General features: G+C 55.8%; 17 protein-coding genes. 14 read left to right on the forward strand and 3 right to left on the reverse strand.

Annotation, left to right across the window (positions count from 1 at the left end):
* Window positions 1-26: 26 nt before the first annotated feature.
* Window positions 27-857: a carbohydrate ABC transporter permease gene (locus MJ257_RS22390; RefSeq protein ID WP_240271334.1), complete on the reverse strand. Its 831-nt coding sequence runs from the start codon at window positions 855-857 to the stop codon at window positions 27-29.
* Complete coding sequence (locus tag MJ257_RS22395) at window positions 857-1,744, reverse strand: carbohydrate ABC transporter permease (protein WP_275693945.1); 888 nt, start codon at window positions 1,742-1,744, stop codon at window positions 857-859. Before MJ257_RS22395 ends, MJ257_RS22390 begins: the two co-directional genes overlap by 1 nt.
* A 186-nt stretch (window positions 1,745-1,930) precedes the next feature.
* On the opposite strand from MJ257_RS22395, the gene MJ257_RS22400 reads away from it, so the two are divergent.
* The 14 genes from MJ257_RS22400 (at window position 1,931) to MJ257_RS22465 (ending at window position 19,551) form a co-directional block, all read left to right on the forward strand.
* The gene (locus MJ257_RS22400; RefSeq protein WP_240271335.1) at window positions 1,931-3,760 is read left to right on the forward strand and encodes a sensor histidine kinase; all 1,830 of its coding nucleotides are present in this window, start codon (window positions 1,931-1,933) and stop codon (window positions 3,758-3,760) included.
* On the forward strand, window positions 3,753-5,402 hold the full coding sequence (locus MJ257_RS22405) for a response regulator transcription factor (protein WP_240271336.1): 1,650 nt from the start codon (window positions 3,753-3,755) through the stop codon (window positions 5,400-5,402). The genes MJ257_RS22400 and MJ257_RS22405 overlap by 8 nt, the downstream gene beginning before the upstream one ends.
* Before the next feature lie 171 nt (window positions 5,403-5,573).
* A complete protein-coding gene (locus MJ257_RS22410) occupies window positions 5,574-6,896 on the forward strand; it encodes an ABC transporter substrate-binding protein (RefSeq protein WP_240271337.1) in 1,323 nt (440 codons plus the stop codon).
* A gap of 105 nt (window positions 6,897-7,001) precedes the next feature.
* Window positions 7,002-9,104 (forward strand): glycoside hydrolase family 36 protein, encoded by a 2,103-nt coding sequence (locus MJ257_RS22415; RefSeq protein WP_240271338.1) that lies wholly within the window; start codon window positions 7,002-7,004, stop codon window positions 9,102-9,104.
* A 261-nt stretch (window positions 9,105-9,365) separates the two neighbouring features.
* Window positions 9,366-9,791: an SRPBCC family protein gene (locus MJ257_RS22420; RefSeq protein ID WP_240271339.1), complete on the forward strand. Its 426-nt coding sequence runs from the start codon at window positions 9,366-9,368 to the stop codon at window positions 9,789-9,791.
* 3 nt (window positions 9,792-9,794) lie between these two features.
* Complete coding sequence (locus MJ257_RS22425) at window positions 9,795-10,187, forward strand: ArsR/SmtB family transcription factor (RefSeq protein ID WP_240271340.1); 393 nt, start codon at window positions 9,795-9,797, stop codon at window positions 10,185-10,187.
* Window positions 10,188-10,369: 182 nt separating this feature from the next.
* Window positions 10,370-11,350, forward strand: coding sequence for an aldo/keto reductase (locus tag MJ257_RS22430; protein WP_240271341.1), 981 nt, complete (start codon window positions 10,370-10,372; stop codon window positions 11,348-11,350).
* Between the two features lie 22 nt (window positions 11,351-11,372).
* The gene (locus MJ257_RS22435) at window positions 11,373-12,230 is read left to right on the forward strand and encodes a GNAT family N-acetyltransferase (protein ID WP_240271342.1); all 858 of its coding nucleotides are present in this window, start codon (window positions 11,373-11,375) and stop codon (window positions 12,228-12,230) included.
* A gap of 101 nt (window positions 12,231-12,331) precedes the next feature.
* On the forward strand, window positions 12,332-12,901 hold the full coding sequence (locus MJ257_RS22440) for a TetR/AcrR family transcriptional regulator (RefSeq protein ID WP_240271343.1): 570 nt from the start codon (window positions 12,332-12,334) through the stop codon (window positions 12,899-12,901).
* Window positions 12,902-13,114: 213 nt separating this feature from the next.
* The gene (locus tag MJ257_RS22445) at window positions 13,115-14,611 is read left to right on the forward strand and encodes an MDR family MFS transporter (protein ID WP_372489879.1); all 1,497 of its coding nucleotides are present in this window, start codon (window positions 13,115-13,117) and stop codon (window positions 14,609-14,611) included.
* Between the two features lie 226 nt (window positions 14,612-14,837).
* A complete protein-coding gene (gene hemH / locus MJ257_RS22450; protein WP_240271345.1) occupies window positions 14,838-15,872 on the forward strand; it encodes a ferrochelatase in 1,035 nt (344 codons plus the stop codon).
* Between the two features lie 96 nt (window positions 15,873-15,968).
* On the forward strand, window positions 15,969-17,258 hold the full coding sequence (locus MJ257_RS22455) for an NCS2 family permease (protein WP_240271346.1): 1,290 nt from the start codon (window positions 15,969-15,971) through the stop codon (window positions 17,256-17,258).
* A 147-nt stretch (window positions 17,259-17,405) separates the two neighbouring features.
* Window positions 17,406-17,957 carry a hypothetical protein gene (locus tag MJ257_RS22460; protein ID WP_240271347.1) on the forward strand — a complete coding sequence of 184 codons (552 nt, stop codon included), beginning with the start codon at window positions 17,406-17,408 and terminating at the stop codon, window positions 17,955-17,957.
* Window positions 17,958-18,159: 202 nt separating this feature from the next.
* Window positions 18,160-19,551 carry a sensor domain-containing diguanylate cyclase gene (locus MJ257_RS22465; RefSeq protein WP_240271348.1) on the forward strand — a complete coding sequence of 464 codons (1,392 nt, stop codon included), beginning with the start codon at window positions 18,160-18,162 and terminating at the stop codon, window positions 19,549-19,551.
* On the opposite strand, the gene MJ257_RS22470 is transcribed toward MJ257_RS22465, so the two are convergent.
* A complete protein-coding gene (locus MJ257_RS22470; protein WP_240271349.1) occupies window positions 19,552-19,845 on the reverse strand; it encodes a hypothetical protein in 294 nt (97 codons plus the stop codon).
* Window positions 19,846-20,076 lie beyond the last annotated feature (231 nt).

Raw genomic sequence — 20,076 nt, forward strand, 5'->3', positions numbered from 1 at the left:
GTTCAAATTCCGCTTCAAAGAATAGATCAACCTTTCACCGCGCCGGCGACAACGCCTTTGACGATGTATTTTTGCAGGAAGATAAATACGATGATCGAAGGCAGCACGGCCATCACCATGGCGGTCATCGCGTATTGCCAGTCGGAGGTGTATTGTCCGACGAAGGTGTACGCGGCCAGCGTCAGCGTCTTGGTTGCCGGCGAGCCGTTCACCATGAGCAGCGGGAGCAGGAAGTCGTTCCAGATCCACATGACGTCGATGATGATGATCGTGGTGGTTACCGATTTCAGCAGCGGGAAGATGACGCTGAAGAACAACCGGAAGCCGGAGGCCCCGTCGATCGTGGCGCTTTCGTCGATTTCCTTCGGAATCCCCTTCACGAAGCCGTGGTAGATGAACAGGGCCAGCGGAGCGCCGAAGCCCCAGTACAGAATGCCGAGTCCCCAGGTGCTGTCGGAGAGATGGAAGTTTTTCGCCATCTGCAGGACCGTCAACATGATCGATTGGAACGGAATCAGCATCGGCATGATGCAGATAAAGTAGATGATCGAGCTGGCTTTGGATTTCGTGCGGGCCAGCTTGTACGCGGCAATGGACGAGATCAGCACGATCCCGGCCAAGCCGAGGATGGTGATGACGGCATTATTCAGAAACAGCCGCGGATAGTTGATAAACTCCCAAACATAGCTGTAGTTTTCGAAAGCCAGCTTCTTTGGCAAAGCGATGACATCGGTCATGACCTCGGAGAAGCTCTTCAACGAGTTGATGATCGTCAGGAATAACGGATACAGGAACAGGATCGAGAGCAGCACCATCACGATTTCCAGGACAATGCGGCCTGCCGTATTCTTTTTCATTACGCCTCAACCTCCCTGCGTTTGAAGATGGTGAGCTGAATCACCGTAATAATCAGCACCGCTACGAACAGGATCAGCGCTTTGGCCGTACCGTAGCCGTACAGGTTGTTCTGGAACGTGTCGCGGTAAATGTCGTACGCCACGCTGTAGGTCGTGCCGCCTGGACCGCCGCCGGTCAAGGACAGGATCACGTCGAATACCTTGATCGAGTTGGTCAGCGCCATAAAGACGGAGATCGTAATCGATGGAGCAAGCAACGGCAAGGTAACGTTAAAGAATCTGCGGAACGGGCCGGCGCCGTCTACCGTGGCGGCTTCCTTCAAATCGTCCGGAACGGACTGTAAACCCGCGATGTAGATGACCATGTAGAACCCGATCGATTGCCAGATGGATACGAACAACACGGAGATGAAAGCGAGTCCGGGTTCACCCAGCCAGCTTAGAGCGAATACGCCCCAGCCTGTACTTTGACCAAGCGACTCGAAGCCTTGCATGAAGATGAATTTCCAGATAAAGCCGACGATGACCAAGCTAAGAATATAAGGAATAAAGAAGGCGGCTCTCAGCCAGTTGGTCGACTTCAGCTTCATATCGAGTACCAGCGCCAGCAAAATCGCCAGCACGTTGATCAGCACGATATAAAGAATCGCGTATTTGATCGTAAACCAGGCGGCGTGCGAGAAGTTCGCGTCGCCCATGAAAATTTGCTTGAAATTGTCGAGTCCGATAAATTTCGGATGTTTGGATATCCCGTTCCACTTGGTCAGGGAATAACGGATCGTCATGACAAACGGATAATAGAAGACTGCGATGATGGAAATCAGAATCGGCAGCGTGAATACGCCAAACTCTAATCTCTCGCCCCGTTTTCTCCCTAGTTTGAACATAATGGCACCTCTTTTTCGTGACGTATTGTTAAAAGATCGGGTGATGCCGGTTCCCTGCACACCTTAGCTTTTTCGGCTATAATGATTATAAAACAGCGGTTTTGCCGCCAAAATGGATTTAAGAAAACAGTTAAGGGTAAAAAGGTGAACTCGCTTTTTTCCCCGGCGTACTAGAAATGAGGGGCTATGTTCAACCGCATCCGAAGCATGCTAACGACGCTTACTGACCGGGTTTCTCGCAAACTGGTCAATAAGCTTATTTTGTTGTTTACGACGATAATTATTCTGGTGGTCAGCCTCCTGACGATCATCTCCTATCAGATGCTAGAGCGGGAATCGGTGAACCACAGCATGGCCAGCACGGCAAACAATCTGAAGCTGGTCAACCAGAAGCTGGAGGACTACCTCGCCGGCGTGGAGCAGTTGTCCTTGCCGCAAATCCACTATGAGGATATCCTGCAGGCGATCATGACCGAAGAATCGGATTATGCGTCGAAAATGTACCTGGAGGATTATCTGCGCGAGCTGTTCTATTCGCGAAACGACCTGGAGAGCATTTATTTATACCTGATCGATCAGCACAAATACTACTCCATCACGCGCGAAGCTTATAACGTCACGGTTCGGGCGAGTTACCAGGAGGAAATTCCGGATCAGCCGTGGTACCAGCAAGCGATGGAGAGCCGTCATAACCAGTCATATCAATCGTTTATCGTGCCGGGGGCCAAGTCGGGTTACAGCATGGCCCAGGAGCCTGACTTTATGGGTTATCACCGCGTTCTGCGTTCCCTAGTAACCCGCGATCCGAAAGCGGTGATTTCCTTCTATTTGAAACCGACCGTAAAAGACCAGATTCTGAGGGATGTTCCGTTCGAGAACGGCGAGCACCTTCTGTACCTTGACCCGGACAACGTCCCTTTTCACGCGGACGAGCCCGCCTTCCTGGATCAGGTGAGCCAAGCGCCATGGCTTGCCCGGCTTGGGGAGGACACGGCGATGAAGCCGCTGACCTGGACCGACGAGGAGGGCCACCAATACCTGATCGTTTATAACATAGAAGCTAACGGGGGCTGGAAGCTGGTCAAACCGATCCCGTACAGCAACATTTACGCGGCGGCGAAGGCGACGCGGAACCTGGGGTATTTGATCGGGATGATTTTTCTGCTGATTTCGATCATTCTGGTCACGTTGTTCTCTAATAAAATTACGAGTCCTCTCAAAAGTTTGTCCCTCCAAATGCGGCGCTTTAGCGAAGGGACTTTTGACGCGGAAATCCCGGTGAAGGGCCGGGACGAAATCGCCTATCTATCGCGGCACTTCAACCGGATGGTCCGGCGGACGAACGATTTGATCAACGAACGTTATAAGATGAAGCTGGTGGAGAAGAACGCCATCCTCAAAGCGCTTGAAGCGGAGATTAACCCGCACTTTCTGTATAACGCGCTGCAGGCGATTTCGACCAAAGCGCTGAAGAGCGGGGACGACGAGGTGGCCGATATGGTGGATGCCTTGGCATTAACGCTAAGATATTGCATAAGTGGAAAAGACATCGTAAACGCTAGGGAGGAACTGAAGCACATCGAACGTTATCTGGCGCTGCAGAAGGCCCGGTTCGGAAGCCGCCTGCAGGTGACGGTCGAGTGGGAAGAGGCCCTCAAGGAGCTGCAAATTCCCAAGCTGTCCATTCAATCCCTGATCGAAAACTCCATCAAGCACGGTTTGGAGAAAATGTCGAGCGGCATCTCCATTCGGATCCGTGCCGAGCTGAACGAAACCCATGCCGCGATTTCCGTGCGGGACAACGGACCGGGCATTTCCCCGGAGCGCATGGAGCAAATTCAGGCTTCGTTCCGCCAGGATTGGGAGGAGCAGGAAGGGGAGAACATCGGGCTCAAAAACCTGTACACCCGCCTGAAGCTTCTCTACGGGGAAGAAGCCGAGCTAAGCATCCTAAGCGATGAGCGCGGCACGGAGATGCGTATGTTGATACCTCGGGGGGGCAGCAGTCATGTATAAAGTGTTGATTATCGATGATGAGGAACCGCTACGGGAAGCGATTCGGATATTGGGGAATTGGCAGGACCTTGAGGTTGACGAAATATGGGAAGCGACCGACGGCAAGGCGGGTCTTAAGCTGCTGGAACAGCACAAGCCGGATATCGTTATGGTCGACATGAAGATGCCCGAGCTGAACGGGGTCGAATTCTTGCGGATCGTGGAGCAAGAGTACCCCGAGCTGTTGACGATCGTCATCAGCGGGTATAACGATTTCGAATTCACCCGTCAAGCGATCCATGCCAGAGTGGTGGATTACCTGTTGAAGCCGGTCAATCGCCAGGACTTGAACCAGGCTCTTCGCAAAGCGGTCGACGTGCTAAAGGCCAAACGTCAGATTCAAAGCGAATCGATCACCCGGAACATTGCCTTTAATCTATCGCTTCCGAAATTGAAAGAGAAAATTTATCTATCGATTATTGAGCGCAGCTTTAAAAAGCAAAGCAGTCAGGCGTTCCTGCCGCTGATCGGCGCGGATGACCCGAATCATCGGTTCGGCGTGCTCGTCCTGCGGATCATGAACATGGAATCCGTACGGGACAGCCGGTTTAATCGCGACCGGGAGCTGCTGTATTTTGCCGTGGCTAACGTCATCAACGATGTCGCCGTGGACAGCCTGCAGTGCTTCAGCTTTGCCAATCCGAAGCAGGAACGGGAAATGATCGCGGTCTACACGGCACGGGGCGGCTATCCGCAAGAGATCGCTTTCCGTGCGGGAGAGCTGATGCGAAAGGTCGTTTCGACGCTAAGCGGTTTGTTTGGCGTTCAGGCCGCCGGAGGCATCGGCCGGTATTGCGAGGATGTCCTGGATCTGGCCGGCTCTTATGAAGAGGCGGTGGCCGGCATCCAGGGCGTCGATCTGTTGAAGCTCAAAGGGAATGCCGTTATCGGGGAGGCCGACAAGCCGGCGATCAAGGAGACGTTCTCCTTCTCCAGCCGCATGCCGATCCTGCGGGGCGCGCTGGAGGCGGGGAATTTGAACCATGCCAAATCGGTCATGGCCGAATTCGCCAAGAGCATCCGGACTTCCGGCTTCTGCAGCATCGGCGCTGCCGACCGGTTGCTGCGGGAAATCGTCGTACTGATGAACGATACGGCTTCCGAGCTTGGCGTCCCGGCGGACAAGCTTCCTTCGTCCGGCGGGGATCGGGCATTGCAGGCGCTTGGATTGCGCACGGATGTTGCCGCGTTTGACCAGTTCGAAGCGCTGCTGCAGGACTTAACCGAGTATTATCATGAGCAGGTCCGCCGCTCGATGGCCGCCGGCCGTCCGTTTAGCGTTGAGGATATCAAGGAGTATATCGACAATCACTATTTTGAAGACATCAAAATTTCCGTGTTCACGGAGAAGTATTTTCTGAGCCGCGAGTATTTGATGAAGCTGTTTAAGCAACAATATGGTTGCGGTATCCACGAATACGTGCAAAAGGTCCGCATGGACAAGGCTAAAGAGCTGCTGGACGATTCGTCGCTCAAAATCCAGGAGATTTCCGAAATGCTGGGCTATAAAGATAAGAACTACTTTAGCAAGGCGTTCCGGAATTACTATGACCTGTCCCCGTCCGAATACCGCCAGCAGCAGGAGGAAAGGGTCAAAAAGTGAACTCTCGGGAGAACTCCACTTTTTTACCCTTAACTCACCACATATCTACATTTTTTCACCCGAGCCTTTTCTTTAGAATAGGGAGCATAGAAGGTAGCGATTACCACTTATGAAAGTGAACCACTACCTCTAAAAGAAAATGACAACCAAAAGAAAGTGGGGGCGTTAGTAATGAAGAAAAAAATCCTGGCCCTGTCCTTCAGCCTTGTGCTGCTCATGGGCCTGTTATCCGCTTGCGGAGGCAACAATAACGCGGCGAATAACGGAGCGAACAACGCGGGTGCCGGAAACGGCGGTGCGACGGATGATTCCAAACCGGTAACGATCAATATGTTTACGGCTTCTCCGGAATATACCGATGCGTTTAACGCCTACATCGCGGAATATAAGAAAGTGAAGCCCAACGTCACGATCAACCTGGAAATCATGCAAGCCGACTACAACACGGTATTGAAATCGAGAATCGCGGCGGGCAGTACGCCTGACGTATTCCAAACGACGGCGGGCGGCGACATCGACACCTTTGCCGAATACAGCGCCGATTTGACGGATCAACCGCTGGCCGCGGCCATGACGGACGCCGTACGCGCCAATATGACCTCTTCCGACGGCAAAGTGCTGGGATTGCCGGTTAAAGGCAACTTGTTCTCCTTGATCTACAACAAGAAGCTGTTGGAAGAAGCGGGAGTCACGACCTTCCCGAAAACGACGGCTGAGCTGGACGACGCCATCGCCAAGCTGGAAGCTAAAGGCATCACGCCTTTCGCCAATGCGTACAAAGAATGGTGGGTATGGAAACACGTATTCCAGCATTTCGTGAACGCGGCAGCACAAGACGCCGGCGTAACGACGCAAGACCTGGTGGGCAGCTTTATCGCCGGGGACGTCAAAATCAAGGATTACCCTGTCCTGTACAACAACTTCTTTAACTTCGTGGATACGACGGTGAAACATGGCACCGACAAACCGCTGGAACGCGACAGCAATGCGCAAGTCAGCGACTTTGCATCGGGCAAAGCAGCCATCATGGTAGGTAAAGGCGCATGGGACGAAGAAGCGATCAAGAAAATTACTCCGGACATCCAAATCGGCATCGCCGGGTATCCGGTCAGCGACAAAGCAGAGCAAGCAACGATCATCACCGGTGCGGACCAAGCATTGCGCATTAACAAGGATTCCGCGGTTGTGAACGAGACGATCGAATTCTTTAACTGGCTGTACACTTCCGACTACGGCAAGAGCTGGTTCTCTACGGTAGCGAAGGTCATTCCTCCGATCAAGGACGCTCCGCTTCCAGAACTGGATATGCCGAAGCAAATGAACGAAATCCTGAAATCCGAGCCGTCGGGCGACCTTGCGATCAACTACTCGCTGGATACGTTCCATCAGAAATTCGGCGAGATCATGCAAGCCTACATCGGCGGCAGCAAATCGAAGGATCAGGCTGTAACCGAAATCGAACAAGCATGGGTACAACTGGGTTCGGCTCAATAAACATCGAGAATCTCGGTTGTTCTTTAAACGCAAATGAACCCAGCACCACCTCCGGTGCTGGGTTTTGTTTTTTACTTACGACTGGCGAAGGGGTGTGCGAGGGTGATGAGCAGAATCGAGCTTCGGGAAAACGGCTTACATCTGGTATTGGAGGTGACGGAGGAGAAGGATGTGCGGCTGCTTCATTTTGGGGCAACCGCGCTGAACGAAGCGCAGGTCCTGGAGGAACGCCAACCGGGCTTCCGATTGATGGAGCTGCAGCTGACCGGAGAGGACCGGGCCGAATACCACGGACGAACCCATCGGGCTTCGTATCCGGGGCTGCGGATGGTTTACGCCGGCCATACCAACGGCCGCAACGCATTCGGGCGAAAGCTGGAGGTTGCGCTCCGCGACCCGAAGACCGGGCTGGAGGCTGTGCAGCACGTTCAATTCTACGATGGAGTGCAAACGGTCCGGGCCTGGGCGGAATTGTACAATGCCGGGTCAAAGGCGGTGGGCGTGGAGTACGTCTCTTCCTTCGCGCTGACCGGTTTGGATAAGGAAGGCAGTCAGGATCGGGACGACAAAATGGTATTATCCATCCCCCATACCGGATGGCAAAGCGAGTTGCAATGGCGAACGTATCGTTTGCCGGAGCTCGGTTTATCCCATTTGACCGACCGCAGCTCCAAACGGATCTCCTGCAGCAATACAGGCTCCTGGTCCGCTGCCGAACATATTCCGATGGCCGTGCTGGAGAACCGGGAAACGAACAGCAGCTTGTTCTGGCAGATCGAGCATAACGGTTCGTGGCATTGGGAGATCTTCGACCAGGTTGACCAGCTGACTCTGCTCCTCAGCGGCCCGACCGAGCACGATAACCACTGGTGGGTATCGCTTCAGCCGGGCGAACGGTTCGTCAGCGTTCCGGTTGCGGTCGGGGCGGCGAATGGCGGCTTTGAAGAGGCGATCGCTCAACTGACCGCTTACCGCCGCCGGATTCGCCGGCCAAACGCCGATAACCGGGAGCTGCGAATTATCTTCAACGATTATATGAATTGCCTTTGGGGTTCCCCTACGACGCAGAAGCTGCTGCCGTTGATCGACGCCGCCGCCGAAGCGGGCTGCGAATACTTCTGCATCGATGCCGGCTGGTACGCTCCGGGCGAATGGTGGGACGGCGTGGGGGAGTGGTTGCCGTCTTCGGAACGGTTCCCGGAAGGAATCAAATATGTGCTCGACTACATCCGGAGCAAAGGGATGGTGCCGGGGTTGTGGCTCGAGCTGGAGGTTATGGGCATTAACAGTCCGAAGCTGGCGGACACGGACGACAGCTGGTTCTTCCTCCGGCATGGCAAACGGGTGATGGACCGCAGCCGGTACCAGTTGGATTACCGCAACCCGAAAGTAGTGGCCCACGCCGATGAGGTGATTCGCCGGTTAGTGGAAGATTACGGGGTCGGTTATATCAAGATGGATTACAACATCAACGCCGGGATCGGGACGGAAGCGGATGCGGATAGCTTCGGCGACGGGCTGCTGCAGCATAACCGCGCGTACCTGGCATGGTTGGATCGCATCTTCGCACATTACCCGGAGCTCGTGATCGAGAACTGCTCCAGCGGCGGGATGCGGATGGATTACGCGATGTTGAGCCGTCATAGCATCCAATCGACCAGCGATCAGGAGAACTACGTGAACTATGCGGCGATCGCCGCCGCGTCTCCGTCCGCGCTGACGCCGGAGCAATCCGCCATCTGGTCGTACCCGCTGCGGGAAGGCGACGACGAGGAAGTCGTTTTCAACATGGTCAACGCGTTGCTTCTGCGCGTGCACCAAAGCGGCCATCTGGCTGAATTAAGCCCGCGCCGCCGGGAGCTTGTGAAGCAAGCGCTGGATTATTACAAGACGATTCGCGCCGACATTCCGGAGGCGCTGCCGTTCTGGCCGCTCGGGTTGCCGAAGCAGCAGGACGACTGGATCAGCTTAGGCCTGCGCCGGCCGGGCAGCGATACGGTTTACCTCGCCGTGTGGCGGACCCGCGGGGAAACCTCGTCCCAGGCCTTGCCGCTCTCATCGCTGCAAGGGGAGGCGCTGGCCATCCGATGTGCCTACCCGCAGGACTTGGATTGCGCCTGGGATTGGGACCCCGCAGCAGGCCAACTGACGGTCACCTTACCGCCTGCGCCTTCGGCCCGATTGTTCGAGATTCGCCGCAAATCGTAACAGAGCTCAGACAGAAAGACCCGCCCCTCTGCTTTTCGCAGGGGGGCGGGTCTTTTTAGAGGGATTGATCAAGATGGCAGTTTTTCGAGCAAAGGTTGCACCTCAAAATGTTGTATAAAATGCAACAAATGGGGGCAATAAACCCTTATTGACTAGATTTCTTATGTTGACATGAAACCTAATGGTGTCATATAATCGATTTTGTCAGGAAACCATTTGGTTTCATAAAACCAAAATCAGGAGCAAAGAGGAGAATAGACGATGGATCAGAATAACGCGGGCAAGCTGCCGGACATCCGGCACACGATCCTATTGAATGCGCCGATCTCCCGGGTATGGGAAGCGGTAGCGACATCGGAGGGAATCGCAGCGTGGTTTATGCCGAATACCTTTCAGCCGGTAGAAGGGCATGAATTTGTCCTGCATGCCGGTCCGTTTGGAGACTCCCCATGCAAGGTGACGGTTCTGGATCCCCCGCGCCGGTTATCGTTCAATTGGGGCAAGGACTGGACGCTCACGTTTGAGCTGGAGGAAAAAGGTGGTCAAACGGAATTTACGGTGATCCACGGCGGCTGGAGCGTCGACCAAGTGACCGAGTTCGGCCAGCCGCACGAAGTGGTACGCGGCAACATGGATCAAGGCTGGGCCGGCATAGTCGGCAAGCTGGCCGAATACGTGCGGGTGTAAGCCATGGCGGAGGCGGTTTCTTCTGCAAAGCATGACGTGTTCCAGGCGATCGCCGACCCGACGCGCCGGGAGCTTCTGCAGCTGCTGGGCGGAAGGGAAATGCCGTTGAAGGACATCAGCGGCCGGTTCCCGATGAGCCGGACGGCGGTATCCAAGCACCTGCGCATCTTGGCCGAAGCCGGACTGGTGCAGGAGCGCAGGGTCGGCCGGGAGACGCGGTACCGTCTGGACGCCGATCCGCTGCTGGAGCTTAAACGCTGGTTGGCGTATTACGAGCGTTTCTGGGAGAACAAGCTGTCCCTGCTCAAGCACTATGTCGAAACCGAACCGGGTGCGGAACCGGCGGGGCTTTGCCCCGTCCCGGCTCCGCCGTCCGGCGGCAATGAGAGTCTCTAGGCCAAAATGAGAAGCCTTCGGCTCCCCCTAACAGGTGGGTGGCCGGAGGCTTCTTAGGTTCTTGGGCGGAATCACTGGATTAGGCGTTTCCCCGGATTCCTCTTCTGGTATATAATGGGTGTGGACTTGGTAATCCATCACGTAAGCTTACATCCAATAAAATGCCTAAGGAGGTTGTTGACATGAAGCACGTCAGTTTGGGAAGAACCGGATTGAAGGTCAGCCGTCTGTGCCTGGGAACGATGAATTTCGGGCCGACGACGGATGAGAAGGAAGCGTTTAAAATTATGGACGCGGCGATTGACGCCGGCGTCAATTTCTTCGATACGGCCAACGTCTACGGCGGAGTTTCGCATCGCGGCTGGACCGAAGAGATCATCGGTCGCTGGTTCGCGCAGGGCGGCGGCCGGAGAGAGAAAGTCGTGCTGGCCACAAAGGTGTACGGGGCGATGAGCGACCCTGCAGCAGACCCGAATGAAGGCGGTCCCGGCTTATCGGCTTATAAAATCCGCCGCCATCTGGAAGATTCGCTGCGGCGGCTCGGCACGGACCATATCGAACTGTACCAAATGCATCATGTCGACCGGAACGTCTCTTGGGATGAGTTATGGAATGCTTTTGACGTTGCACAAAAACAAGGCAAGATCGGCTACGTCGGATCCAGCAACTTTGCCGGCCGGGATCTTGTGAAAGCGCAATATGAGGCCAAGGCCCGCGGCGCGCTGGGGCTTGTCTCGGAACAGCATAAGTACAGCCTCCTGTGCCGCCTGCCGGAGCTGGAGGTTCTGCCCGCCGCCGAGGAGCTGGGGATCGGCGTCATACCTTGGAGCCCGCTGGACGGCGGTATTCTCGGCGGGAATCTGAATCCGCAGCCGGGCTCGCGTACGGCCAAGCAAACCGAACGCATCGAGAAGCTGCGCCCGCAGCTGGAGCGTTTCGGCAAGCTCTGTAAAGAGCTGGGCGAGTCGGAAGCCACGGTGGCCTTGGCCTGGACGCTGGCTCATCCAGCGGTTACGGCGCCGATTATCGGCCCGCGGACGCTGCAGCAGTTCGAGGAATCTTTGCGGGTCGTCGACGTTGAGTTGAACGAGGAAACGCTCAAGGCCATCGACGAAATTTTCCCGGGGCCGGGCGGAGAAGCGCCTAAAGCCTACGCTTGGTAATGAGGAGAAGGGGAACGAGACGATGATTCGATACGTACGGGGAACAGACCTGGACACGAGCACGATTTATCAGGCGTTTCAGCGCGGATTCGCCGATTACATCATCCAATTCAATTTGACCGAAGCGGAGTTTACGGATCGTTTTTTCGGTCCGGAAGGCAACGCGCGGGAGCACTCCTTCGTGGCTCTCGACGGCGACGAAGCCGTGGGCGTCGTCCTGGGCGGCATGAAGGTCTATGAAACCGTCCGGACGATGCGCTGCGGCGCGCTGGCCGTCAGCCCGGAATACCGAGGCAAGGGCGTAAGCGCAGGTCTGATGGACCTGCACCGGGAAGAGGCGCTGCAAGCCGGTTGCAAGCAACTGTTCTTGGAGGTTATCGCCGGGAACGACCGGGCGATCGCTTTTTACCTGAAAAGGGGATACCGCCGCGTTTACGACGTCTCGTTCTACACGCTTCCCGATGCCTCCCGATTGGAAGCCCCGTCCGGGGCTTCTGCGGGAGGGCCGGTGGAACGGATCGAGTTCGAGGTTTTCGCCAACATGATAAGTGCCTGGAAGTATTTTCACATCAATTGGCAAAACGACTTGGAATATCAGCAGCGAAATCCTTCCAACGCCTATTACGGCGTCCGGCTGGACGGCGAATGGGCGGGGGGCCTCTCCATCAGTCCGAGCGGCAAGATCAACCTGCTGATCGTCAGCAACCTGCATCGGGGGAAAGGCGTTGCCACCCGGCTGCTCGCCGCCGCCCGCGAAGAACTGGGCATCGTCAAGTTCACGGCCTCTACGCCCGACAATGCGCTGCTGGAAGGATTTCTGGATCGGCACGGGTTCGTTCGCGACAAAATCAGCCTGCATGAGATGTACCTTCGGTTATGAATAGGGTCATACCGGACCTGAAGTGTTGACACCGGACTTGGATATCGTTTATCATCATGTAGACCGATCGGTCTAATCTATGCGGAAAGGTACCGGTATACATGCCCAATCAGAACCCAACCCGGCAACTGCTCATCGAGACAACGGCAAAGCTGCTGCAGAACCAAGGCTACAACGCGACGGGGCTGAATCAAATCACCCAATTGAGCGGTGCACCGAAGGGGTCGCTGTATTACCATTTTCCTGAAGGCAAAGAACAACTAGCGTGTGAAGCTGTCACTTATACGAAGAACGTCACCTTGGCGAGCTTACGTGCCGTACTGGACTCCACGAAGGACGCAGTCGGGGCCGTGCAAGCGCTGCTGCTCCTCATTGCCGACAATTATGACCGCGAGGATGCGGAGTTGGGGGTGCCGATCGGCATCGTCGCTCACGAGACCGCGCGCAGCAACGAGAACATCCGCCAAGCCTGCTGCGGAGTATACAACGCCTGGATGGCCGAATTCGAGAAGAAATTCATCGCCTCTGGCTACAGCGCAGAAGAATCGGCGGATTTGGCGTTACTCATTAACGGCATTGTGGAAGGCTCGATCATCATGTGCTTGACGCAGAAGAGCAGCCAGCCGTTGCGCACGGCGGCCCGACTGGTTCCCCGGCTTTTTCCTTGCTGAGCGCTGTGGCATGGAGGGCCCTTGCGGCCAACAGGGAAGGAGATTCGCGACCTTATATTTAAAATTTTATATATAGAATGGTCTAATAGAAGCGGAATCGGTGGATCAAACCCCAAGGCAAGCCTTGCCTTGTTCATATAAAAAACCTACAAAGAGACGATAAGTCCAAAATAGGAAGATGTGGAGGTAACCCTACAAATGAATACGTCAACGATGTCATCGGCTCAAGGAGCCGGTGTGGAAGGGATCAGGCGTCTGCCCATTACGATTGCCCTGGTCATCGGGGCCTTTGTGTCCATTCTGAACGAAACTTTGCTGAACGTAGCCTACACCGACTTGATGCAAGAGCTGAAGGTGGGGCCTTCAACGATACAATGGCTTTCTACTTCATATATGCTGGTTATCGGAATTTTGGTGCCGATTACGGCGCTGTTGATCCAGTGGTTTTCGACGCGCCAGATGTTCCTGTCGGCGATGATCCTGTTCCTGGTCGGAACCGTCGTTTGCGGCATTGCGCCTACGTTTGCCGTGCTGCTGCTGGGACGGATCATTCAAGCGATCGGGACGGGGCTGCTGCTCCCGGTGATGATGAACACCATTCTGACCATCTATCCTCCGGAAAAAAGAGGCGCGGCCATGGGCACAATCGGCCTGGTCATCATGTTTGGCCCGGCGATCGGCCCAACCTTGTCGGGCCTCATTCTGGACGCGCTGGATTGGCGCTGGCTGTTTTATCTGGTCATTCCGCTGGCGGTGTTATCCATCATCTACGGCGCGATGTATTTGCGGAACGTCTCGGAATTGACGAAGCCGCGGGTGGATCTGTTGTCCATTCTGCTGTCCACGATCGGCTTCGGCGGCATCGTATATGGATTCAGCCATGCAGGGGAAGGGGAAGGCTGGTCAAGTCCGGTCGTCTATGCCTGCCTGATTGCTGGATTTATCGCCTTGGTTTTATTCGTCTGGCGGCAACTGAAAGTCTCTGAGCCAACCCTGGACGTTCGCGTCTTTAAATACCCGATGTTCGCCTTATCGGCAGTGCTGCTGATGGTCATGATGATGACCTTGTTCTCAACGCTGATTATTCTGCCGATGTACCTGCAAGGAGCGCTGCTGTTGGCGCCGTTTGCAGCCGGGCTTGTGCTGCTTCCCGGCGGGGTGATCAACGGCCTGATGTCGCCGGTAGCGGGCAGGCTGTTTGATAAATTCGGCCCACGCGCGTTGATCGCACCGGGACTTATCATCGTCATCGCGACATTGTGGTTTATGCGTGGTTTGACGACGGGCAGCTCAACCGGTGAGGTCATCACGCTGCACATCGCGCTGTTGATCGGGATTTCCCTGGTGATGATGCCAGGCCAAACGACGGGGCTGAACCAGCTGCCGCGCAGCCTGTATCCGCATGGTACCGCGATCATGAACACGCTGCAGCAGGTGTCCGGCGCAATCGGCACCGCCCTGTTCATCAGCATCTTCTCGCACGGCCAGGAGCGTTACCTGAAGGCTTCGGCGAATCCGCAGGATCCGGCCGAACTGGGGAATGCGCTGGTGTCGGGGATGCAGAACGCCTTTACGATTTCGATGTACGTCGGCGTAGTGGCATTGCTGATCGGCTTGTTCCTGCGGCGCACCTACGCGCCGGAAGAACCGCAAGAAGCGGTGAGCAGCCATCCGGAATTCAAGCCGGAGGTTCAGCCGGAAGTACGTTAAACTCAAGGGAATAACAGCCGGTTACGCTTTGGAGCTGGCAGAGACCGGTTCGGTGGAGAGGCTTCCGCCGGGCCGGTTTTTTGCGCTTCATAAATGTGAACATTCTGGAAAACTTGCGGAATTCGATTGAACATCCGGCGGCGAACAGGGATGATGGCATAGGAGGTTTTTGCTTACAAGCGATGAGTGGCAAGCAAAATCCAAACTGAACGGGAGTGAATCGATCGTGTCCCAATCATCCCGCGTGATCGGCGTGCTGCTGGCGCAAGTCGGCACGCCGGCCGAGCCGACCGCCAAGGCGGTCCGGCCCTTTTTGCGCCGTTTTCTATCCGATCGGCGCGTCATCGATTACCCGCCGCTGCTGTGGCAACCGCTGCTGCGCGGCGTCATCCTGGCCGTCCGCCCGAAGCGCTCGGCCCGGCTGTATGCCCGCATTTGGGGCGAAGAGGGCTCGCCCCTGCTGGCGATCTCGCGCCGGCAGCAAGCCGGCCTGCAACAGCGGCTCGGCGGCGGCTATAAGGTCGAGCTGGGCTTCGCCTACAGCGAACCGGACATCGCCCAGGCGATGAGCCGCCTGGAAGCGGCGGGGGCGGACCGCATTCTCGTCCTGCCGCTGTACCCGCAGTACTCGTCAACGACCACCGCCGCCATTTATGATGCGGCTTGCTTTGCCGCCCTCGGCAAGGCTAGGCGGTCGGGGCCGTCCGCAAAGCGGTTTGTGCCGGAGCTTCGCCTGGCGGGCGCCTTCTTCGACCATCCCGGCTATATCCGCACGATGCAGACGCACCTGGCTGCGCTGCTGCAGCGCCTTCCGCAACCGCCGGACCGCTTCCTGCTCAGTTTTCACGGCATTCCGCAGCGGTATACCGACGACGGCGACCCGTACCCGGAGCAATGCCGCGAAACCGCACGCCTCTTGGCGGAGGCGATGAGCTGGCTGCCGGAGCAATGGGACATCGCGTACCAATCGCGGTTTGGTCCGGAAACGTGGCTGGGTCCCTCCACAGGGGAACTGCTGCAGCGCTTGGCCAACAGCGGCGCGAAACGGCCGCTGGTGTTCGCTCCCGGATTCGTGACCGACTGCCTGGAGACGTTATATGAACTGGGAGTTGAAGCGAAGGAGGACTTCGCCTTCCGAAGCGGCGGCACCGCGGGCGGCGACGGGTTTGCGGTCGCCCCCTGCTTGAACGATCAGCCGGAATGGCTGGATGTCCTCGCAGGGATGGTCCGCGACCAAACCAAGGGCTGGATCGACGCCTAAGCGCGGCCAACGACAGAAAGCCGTCCAGGGAAGACAAACTCCCGGAATGGCTATACTGACAACAAGAAGGTACATAAGGAAGGGGTATTTGTTTTTATGGAACGATTTTTTAAACTGAAAGAACAGGGAACGACCATCCGAACCGAGCTGCTCGCCGGGTTAACCACGTTTCTGGCGATGGCATACATTCTGGTGGTCAACCCCGCGGTGCTCAGCGCTGCGGGCGTTCCGTTTGACCAGGTGTTTATGGCTACCGTCATCGCGGCCGTAACGGGCACGCTGTTTATGGCGCTGTTCGCCGGTCATCCGATCGCCATCGCGCCGGGAATGGGGTTGAACGCCTATTTCACGAGCGTCGTCGCCAGCACCGGGTTGTCTTATCAGACGGTGCTCGGCACGGTGTTCTTTGCCGGTGTTCTGTTTCTGCTGCTGAGCTTGACCCGGCTGCGGGAAGCGCTGATCCGCGCGATTCCCGATTCGCTGAAGTTCGGGATTACCGCGGGAATCGGGTTATTTATCGCTTTTCTTGGGCTGAAAATGTCCGGCATCGTCGTGGCGAATCCCGACAACCTGGTTACTTTCGGTGATTTGCACCGTTCGGTGACCCTGCTGACCTTGTTCGGCGTATTCGTCACGCTTGTGCTGATGGCCCGCCGCATTCCCGGCGCGCTGTTCATCGGCATGGCGCTGACCGCGGTGCTCGGCTATTTCACCGGGCAGCTTAAATTGGACGGCTTCGTGTCCGCCCCGCCGGTTCCGGTGTTCTTCGACCTGGATTTGTCCGGCGTTTTCAGCCAAGGGTTGTACACGACCGTATTCGCGTTCCTGCTCGTGACGTTGTTTGACACGACCGGCACACTGATCGGCGTGACCGAACAAACCGGCGCGATGAAGAACGGGGAGCTCCCGCGGGCCAAAGCCGCGTTGCTCGCCGATGCGACGGCGACCACCGTCGGCTCGATGTTCGGGACAAGCCCGACGACCGCCTTCATCGAATCGACGACCGGCGTGGCCGCGGGGGGCCGTACCGGCTTGACGTCGCTCGTCGTAGCGGTGCTGTTCCTGTTGTCGATGTTCATCTCGCCGTTGGTGGGGGCCATTTCGGGACTTCCGGCCATTACCGCTCCCGCACTGATCATCGTCGGGTGCTTCATGATGGAAGGCCTGGCCCGGATCCAATGGAAATCGTTCGACGAAGCGTTTCCGGCCTTCGCCATCCTATTGATGATGCCGCTCACGGCAAGCATCGCCACCGGCATTGCCGTCGGGTTTATCACGTATCCCGTGATGAAGCTGGTTAGCGGCAAAGGGCGGGAGGTTCATCCGCTGCTTTACGTTTTTGGCGTGATCTTCGTGATTCAGCTGGCCTTTTTCCCGGCGCATTAGGAATTGAAGAAGATTTTGTTACCCGTTTTAACCTCGGTGAGACCCTTTTTTCGGCGGGCCGTCATATAATGAACTTGTAAGCCATACAATGGATATCCTGAGGCGATGAATTCGTCTGATGTGCTGACATGGAAAGGCGGACCTGAGATGAAAAACTGGTTTGCAGCGCTGCTTCCTTTGGCGCTGGTTGTCATGCTGCCTGCGTTCGACGCCAAGGCACCGGCGTCCGTAGGAACCCTTCCGCAGGCGGGAAATCAAACGGCAGCCGTCGGGACGGCGGAAATCTGGGTACCGGAGACGGTTACGGTATATTTAAGCGCGGTTAATCTCGAAAGCGGCGGCGGAACGCTGACCGGAGATCCGATTTTGTGGTATCAGGGAGAGGAAGCGTCGGCGATTATGGCTGAACGCGAGCCGGATGCCGGGATCGACGGACCGCCGGACGGTTATTATATCGTAAATGATGCCGAGGAAGCGGTCGCTTATCCGGTTTCCCCGGATGCCGAGATCCGGCTGCAAATTTATGACCGCACCGGTCGGCCGGAGGACATCGGGATCGTGGCGGATGAAGCGGTATCCTTGCAAAGATTCGGCGAACTGTTTGGGAAAACGGACCTGCTCGATCTTAGCCAGTTCCCGTATCACCTGACGATTCAGAACGGCAAAGTGGTGCGGATCGTTCAGCAATACGTGCCGTAATCCTGACCTTGATGGATCAGATGCATAAACCCAAAGCCGGAGTACGACTCCGGCTTTTTTTGTTTGGACCTTTGTCAACAAAAACGTGTAGCACTATTTTGTGATTGTAGTATAATATTTCCTTAGACGTAGTACTTTGTACCTAAAATTTCCCAGCCATCAGGGTTGTGGTTTAGCCTCACATCAAGGGGGTAAGGAACGAATGGATACCCATCAAATTCATAACAAAAACGTCTGGATGTTGAGGCTACTGGCCGGATTTTTTGCCATTTCCAGTGTGCTCCTCATGATCGTCAACCGGAGCCTCGATGCGGAAATCCCGCTTCTTGGCGGCTCGATGCTCCTGGTGCTTGCCGGAATGGTCGGCAGCCGCAAATGGCCGCGTTTTACGATGGTGTTGACCATCGTCATGCTGTCCGTTTATCTCAACGTGATGGTCATGGAGGACATGACCGTGACGAGTTATATATTTCTGGGATTGCTGCCGCTCCTCAGCTTGATTTATCTGAATTATGCGGCCGTTGCCTTGGCAGGCACGCTTCACCTGGTATCGGGGTTATATTACGTATTTGCCCACAGGGAGCTGTTGTTCAGCGGACAATTGAATTTGAACGACGCAACGTATTTCTTGGTTTACGGATTGTTTATCCTTATGTTTACGGCCATCTACATCCTGGTGACCAAGAAATTGTCCCAACGCGCCGAAGACAGCGAACAGCGCCTGCGCGACATCCTTGAAAGCGTATCCGTTGGAATCTGGACCTATGATTTCTCCAAGATGGAATTGGAGGTTTCCGACGGCTTCGAGCAAATTACCGGCTATCCTCGCGAAAGCATGAAGGGGCAGATCAGCCGGTTGCAGGAGATGATCCACCCCGATGACTTGGACTTGTTCTACGAGGTTCAGCAGGAGATGATCATCCAAAGGACCCACTCGGTCAAGGAGTGCAGGTTTGTCCGTCCCAACGGAGAGATCATCTGGATCCAGAGCCGGGGACGGCCGCATTTCAATTCGCTCGGAAACCTCGTACGTTTGGAAGGCGTCATTATCGAAATCACCGAACGAAAGCATCTGGAGGAAACCATTCACTACTTGGCGTTTCATGATGAATTGACGGGACTGGCGAACCGGACGAAATTCACCGCGAAATTTGAGGAAACGAAAGGGAACGGCAAGCCGGTGGCCTTGATGTTCCTGGACCTGGACAATTTTAAGGAAGTGAACGATACGTTCGGGCATGAAGCCGGGGATGAGTTGTTGAAGCATATCGCCGGCCGGCTGGTTTCCCTGGTGCGGGCCGAGGATATGGTTTGCCGCATGGGCGGGGACGAGTTCGTGATTCTATTAGTAGATTTAAATGAAGACGGGGTCATCAAAGTCATGGACCGGATTCGGTCCAATCTAGCGGAAGGTTATGTGTACCGGGGAACGCTGATCGGCGTTTCGGCCAGTATCGGCATCAGCATGTCGCTGGACGGAAACGCCAGCTTGGAGGACATGCTTCGGCTCGCCGATGCCACGATGTACGACGTTAAGCGGGGCGGCGAATCCATCCGGGTGACCGCGGAACGGAACACGCCGCTGCCCAGCTGATTACTTTTTCGAACCCTTGTTTTCCTTGCGTTCTAAATAGACGGCTCCCAGCCACTGGCTTGCGGCAAACAGCACCACCATGCCGAGGATCAGCAGAAAGCGGTTGTCCCCCTTGCGCATCAGCATTTGCAGAAGGAACAGGGCGACCGCCACCTCGGTCCACATCAGGCCGCGTTTGCGCAACGCCTTAAGGTCGTAGCTCCCGGAACTCATTTTCCGCAGATTCCAAACGGCAACGACGCCCAGGATAAGGAGAAAAATCAACGATCCGATCAGGTCTTCTCTGGAGAACATAGACAATATGCGAACCCCTCTTCAATACTTTATAGGTACGACTTACTTTGCATTTTAGCTTAACCGGACAAGTCTGGCAAACCAGCCGCGGTTCCGGCATCCGGCATGAATTCCTTCCTCGTGGGGCAGATTCCTCCATCCCGCACCTCGCTTAGGATTTCTCCCTTTCGAACTTTGTCAAGGAGATATCCAACAGCCAATACTTCAAAAATAAGATATCTTCTTTTTAAC

The organism is Paenibacillus timonensis (assembly GCF_022427145.1).
Taxonomy (GTDB): domain Bacteria; phylum Bacillota; class Bacilli; order Paenibacillales; family Paenibacillaceae; genus Fontibacillus; species Fontibacillus timonensis.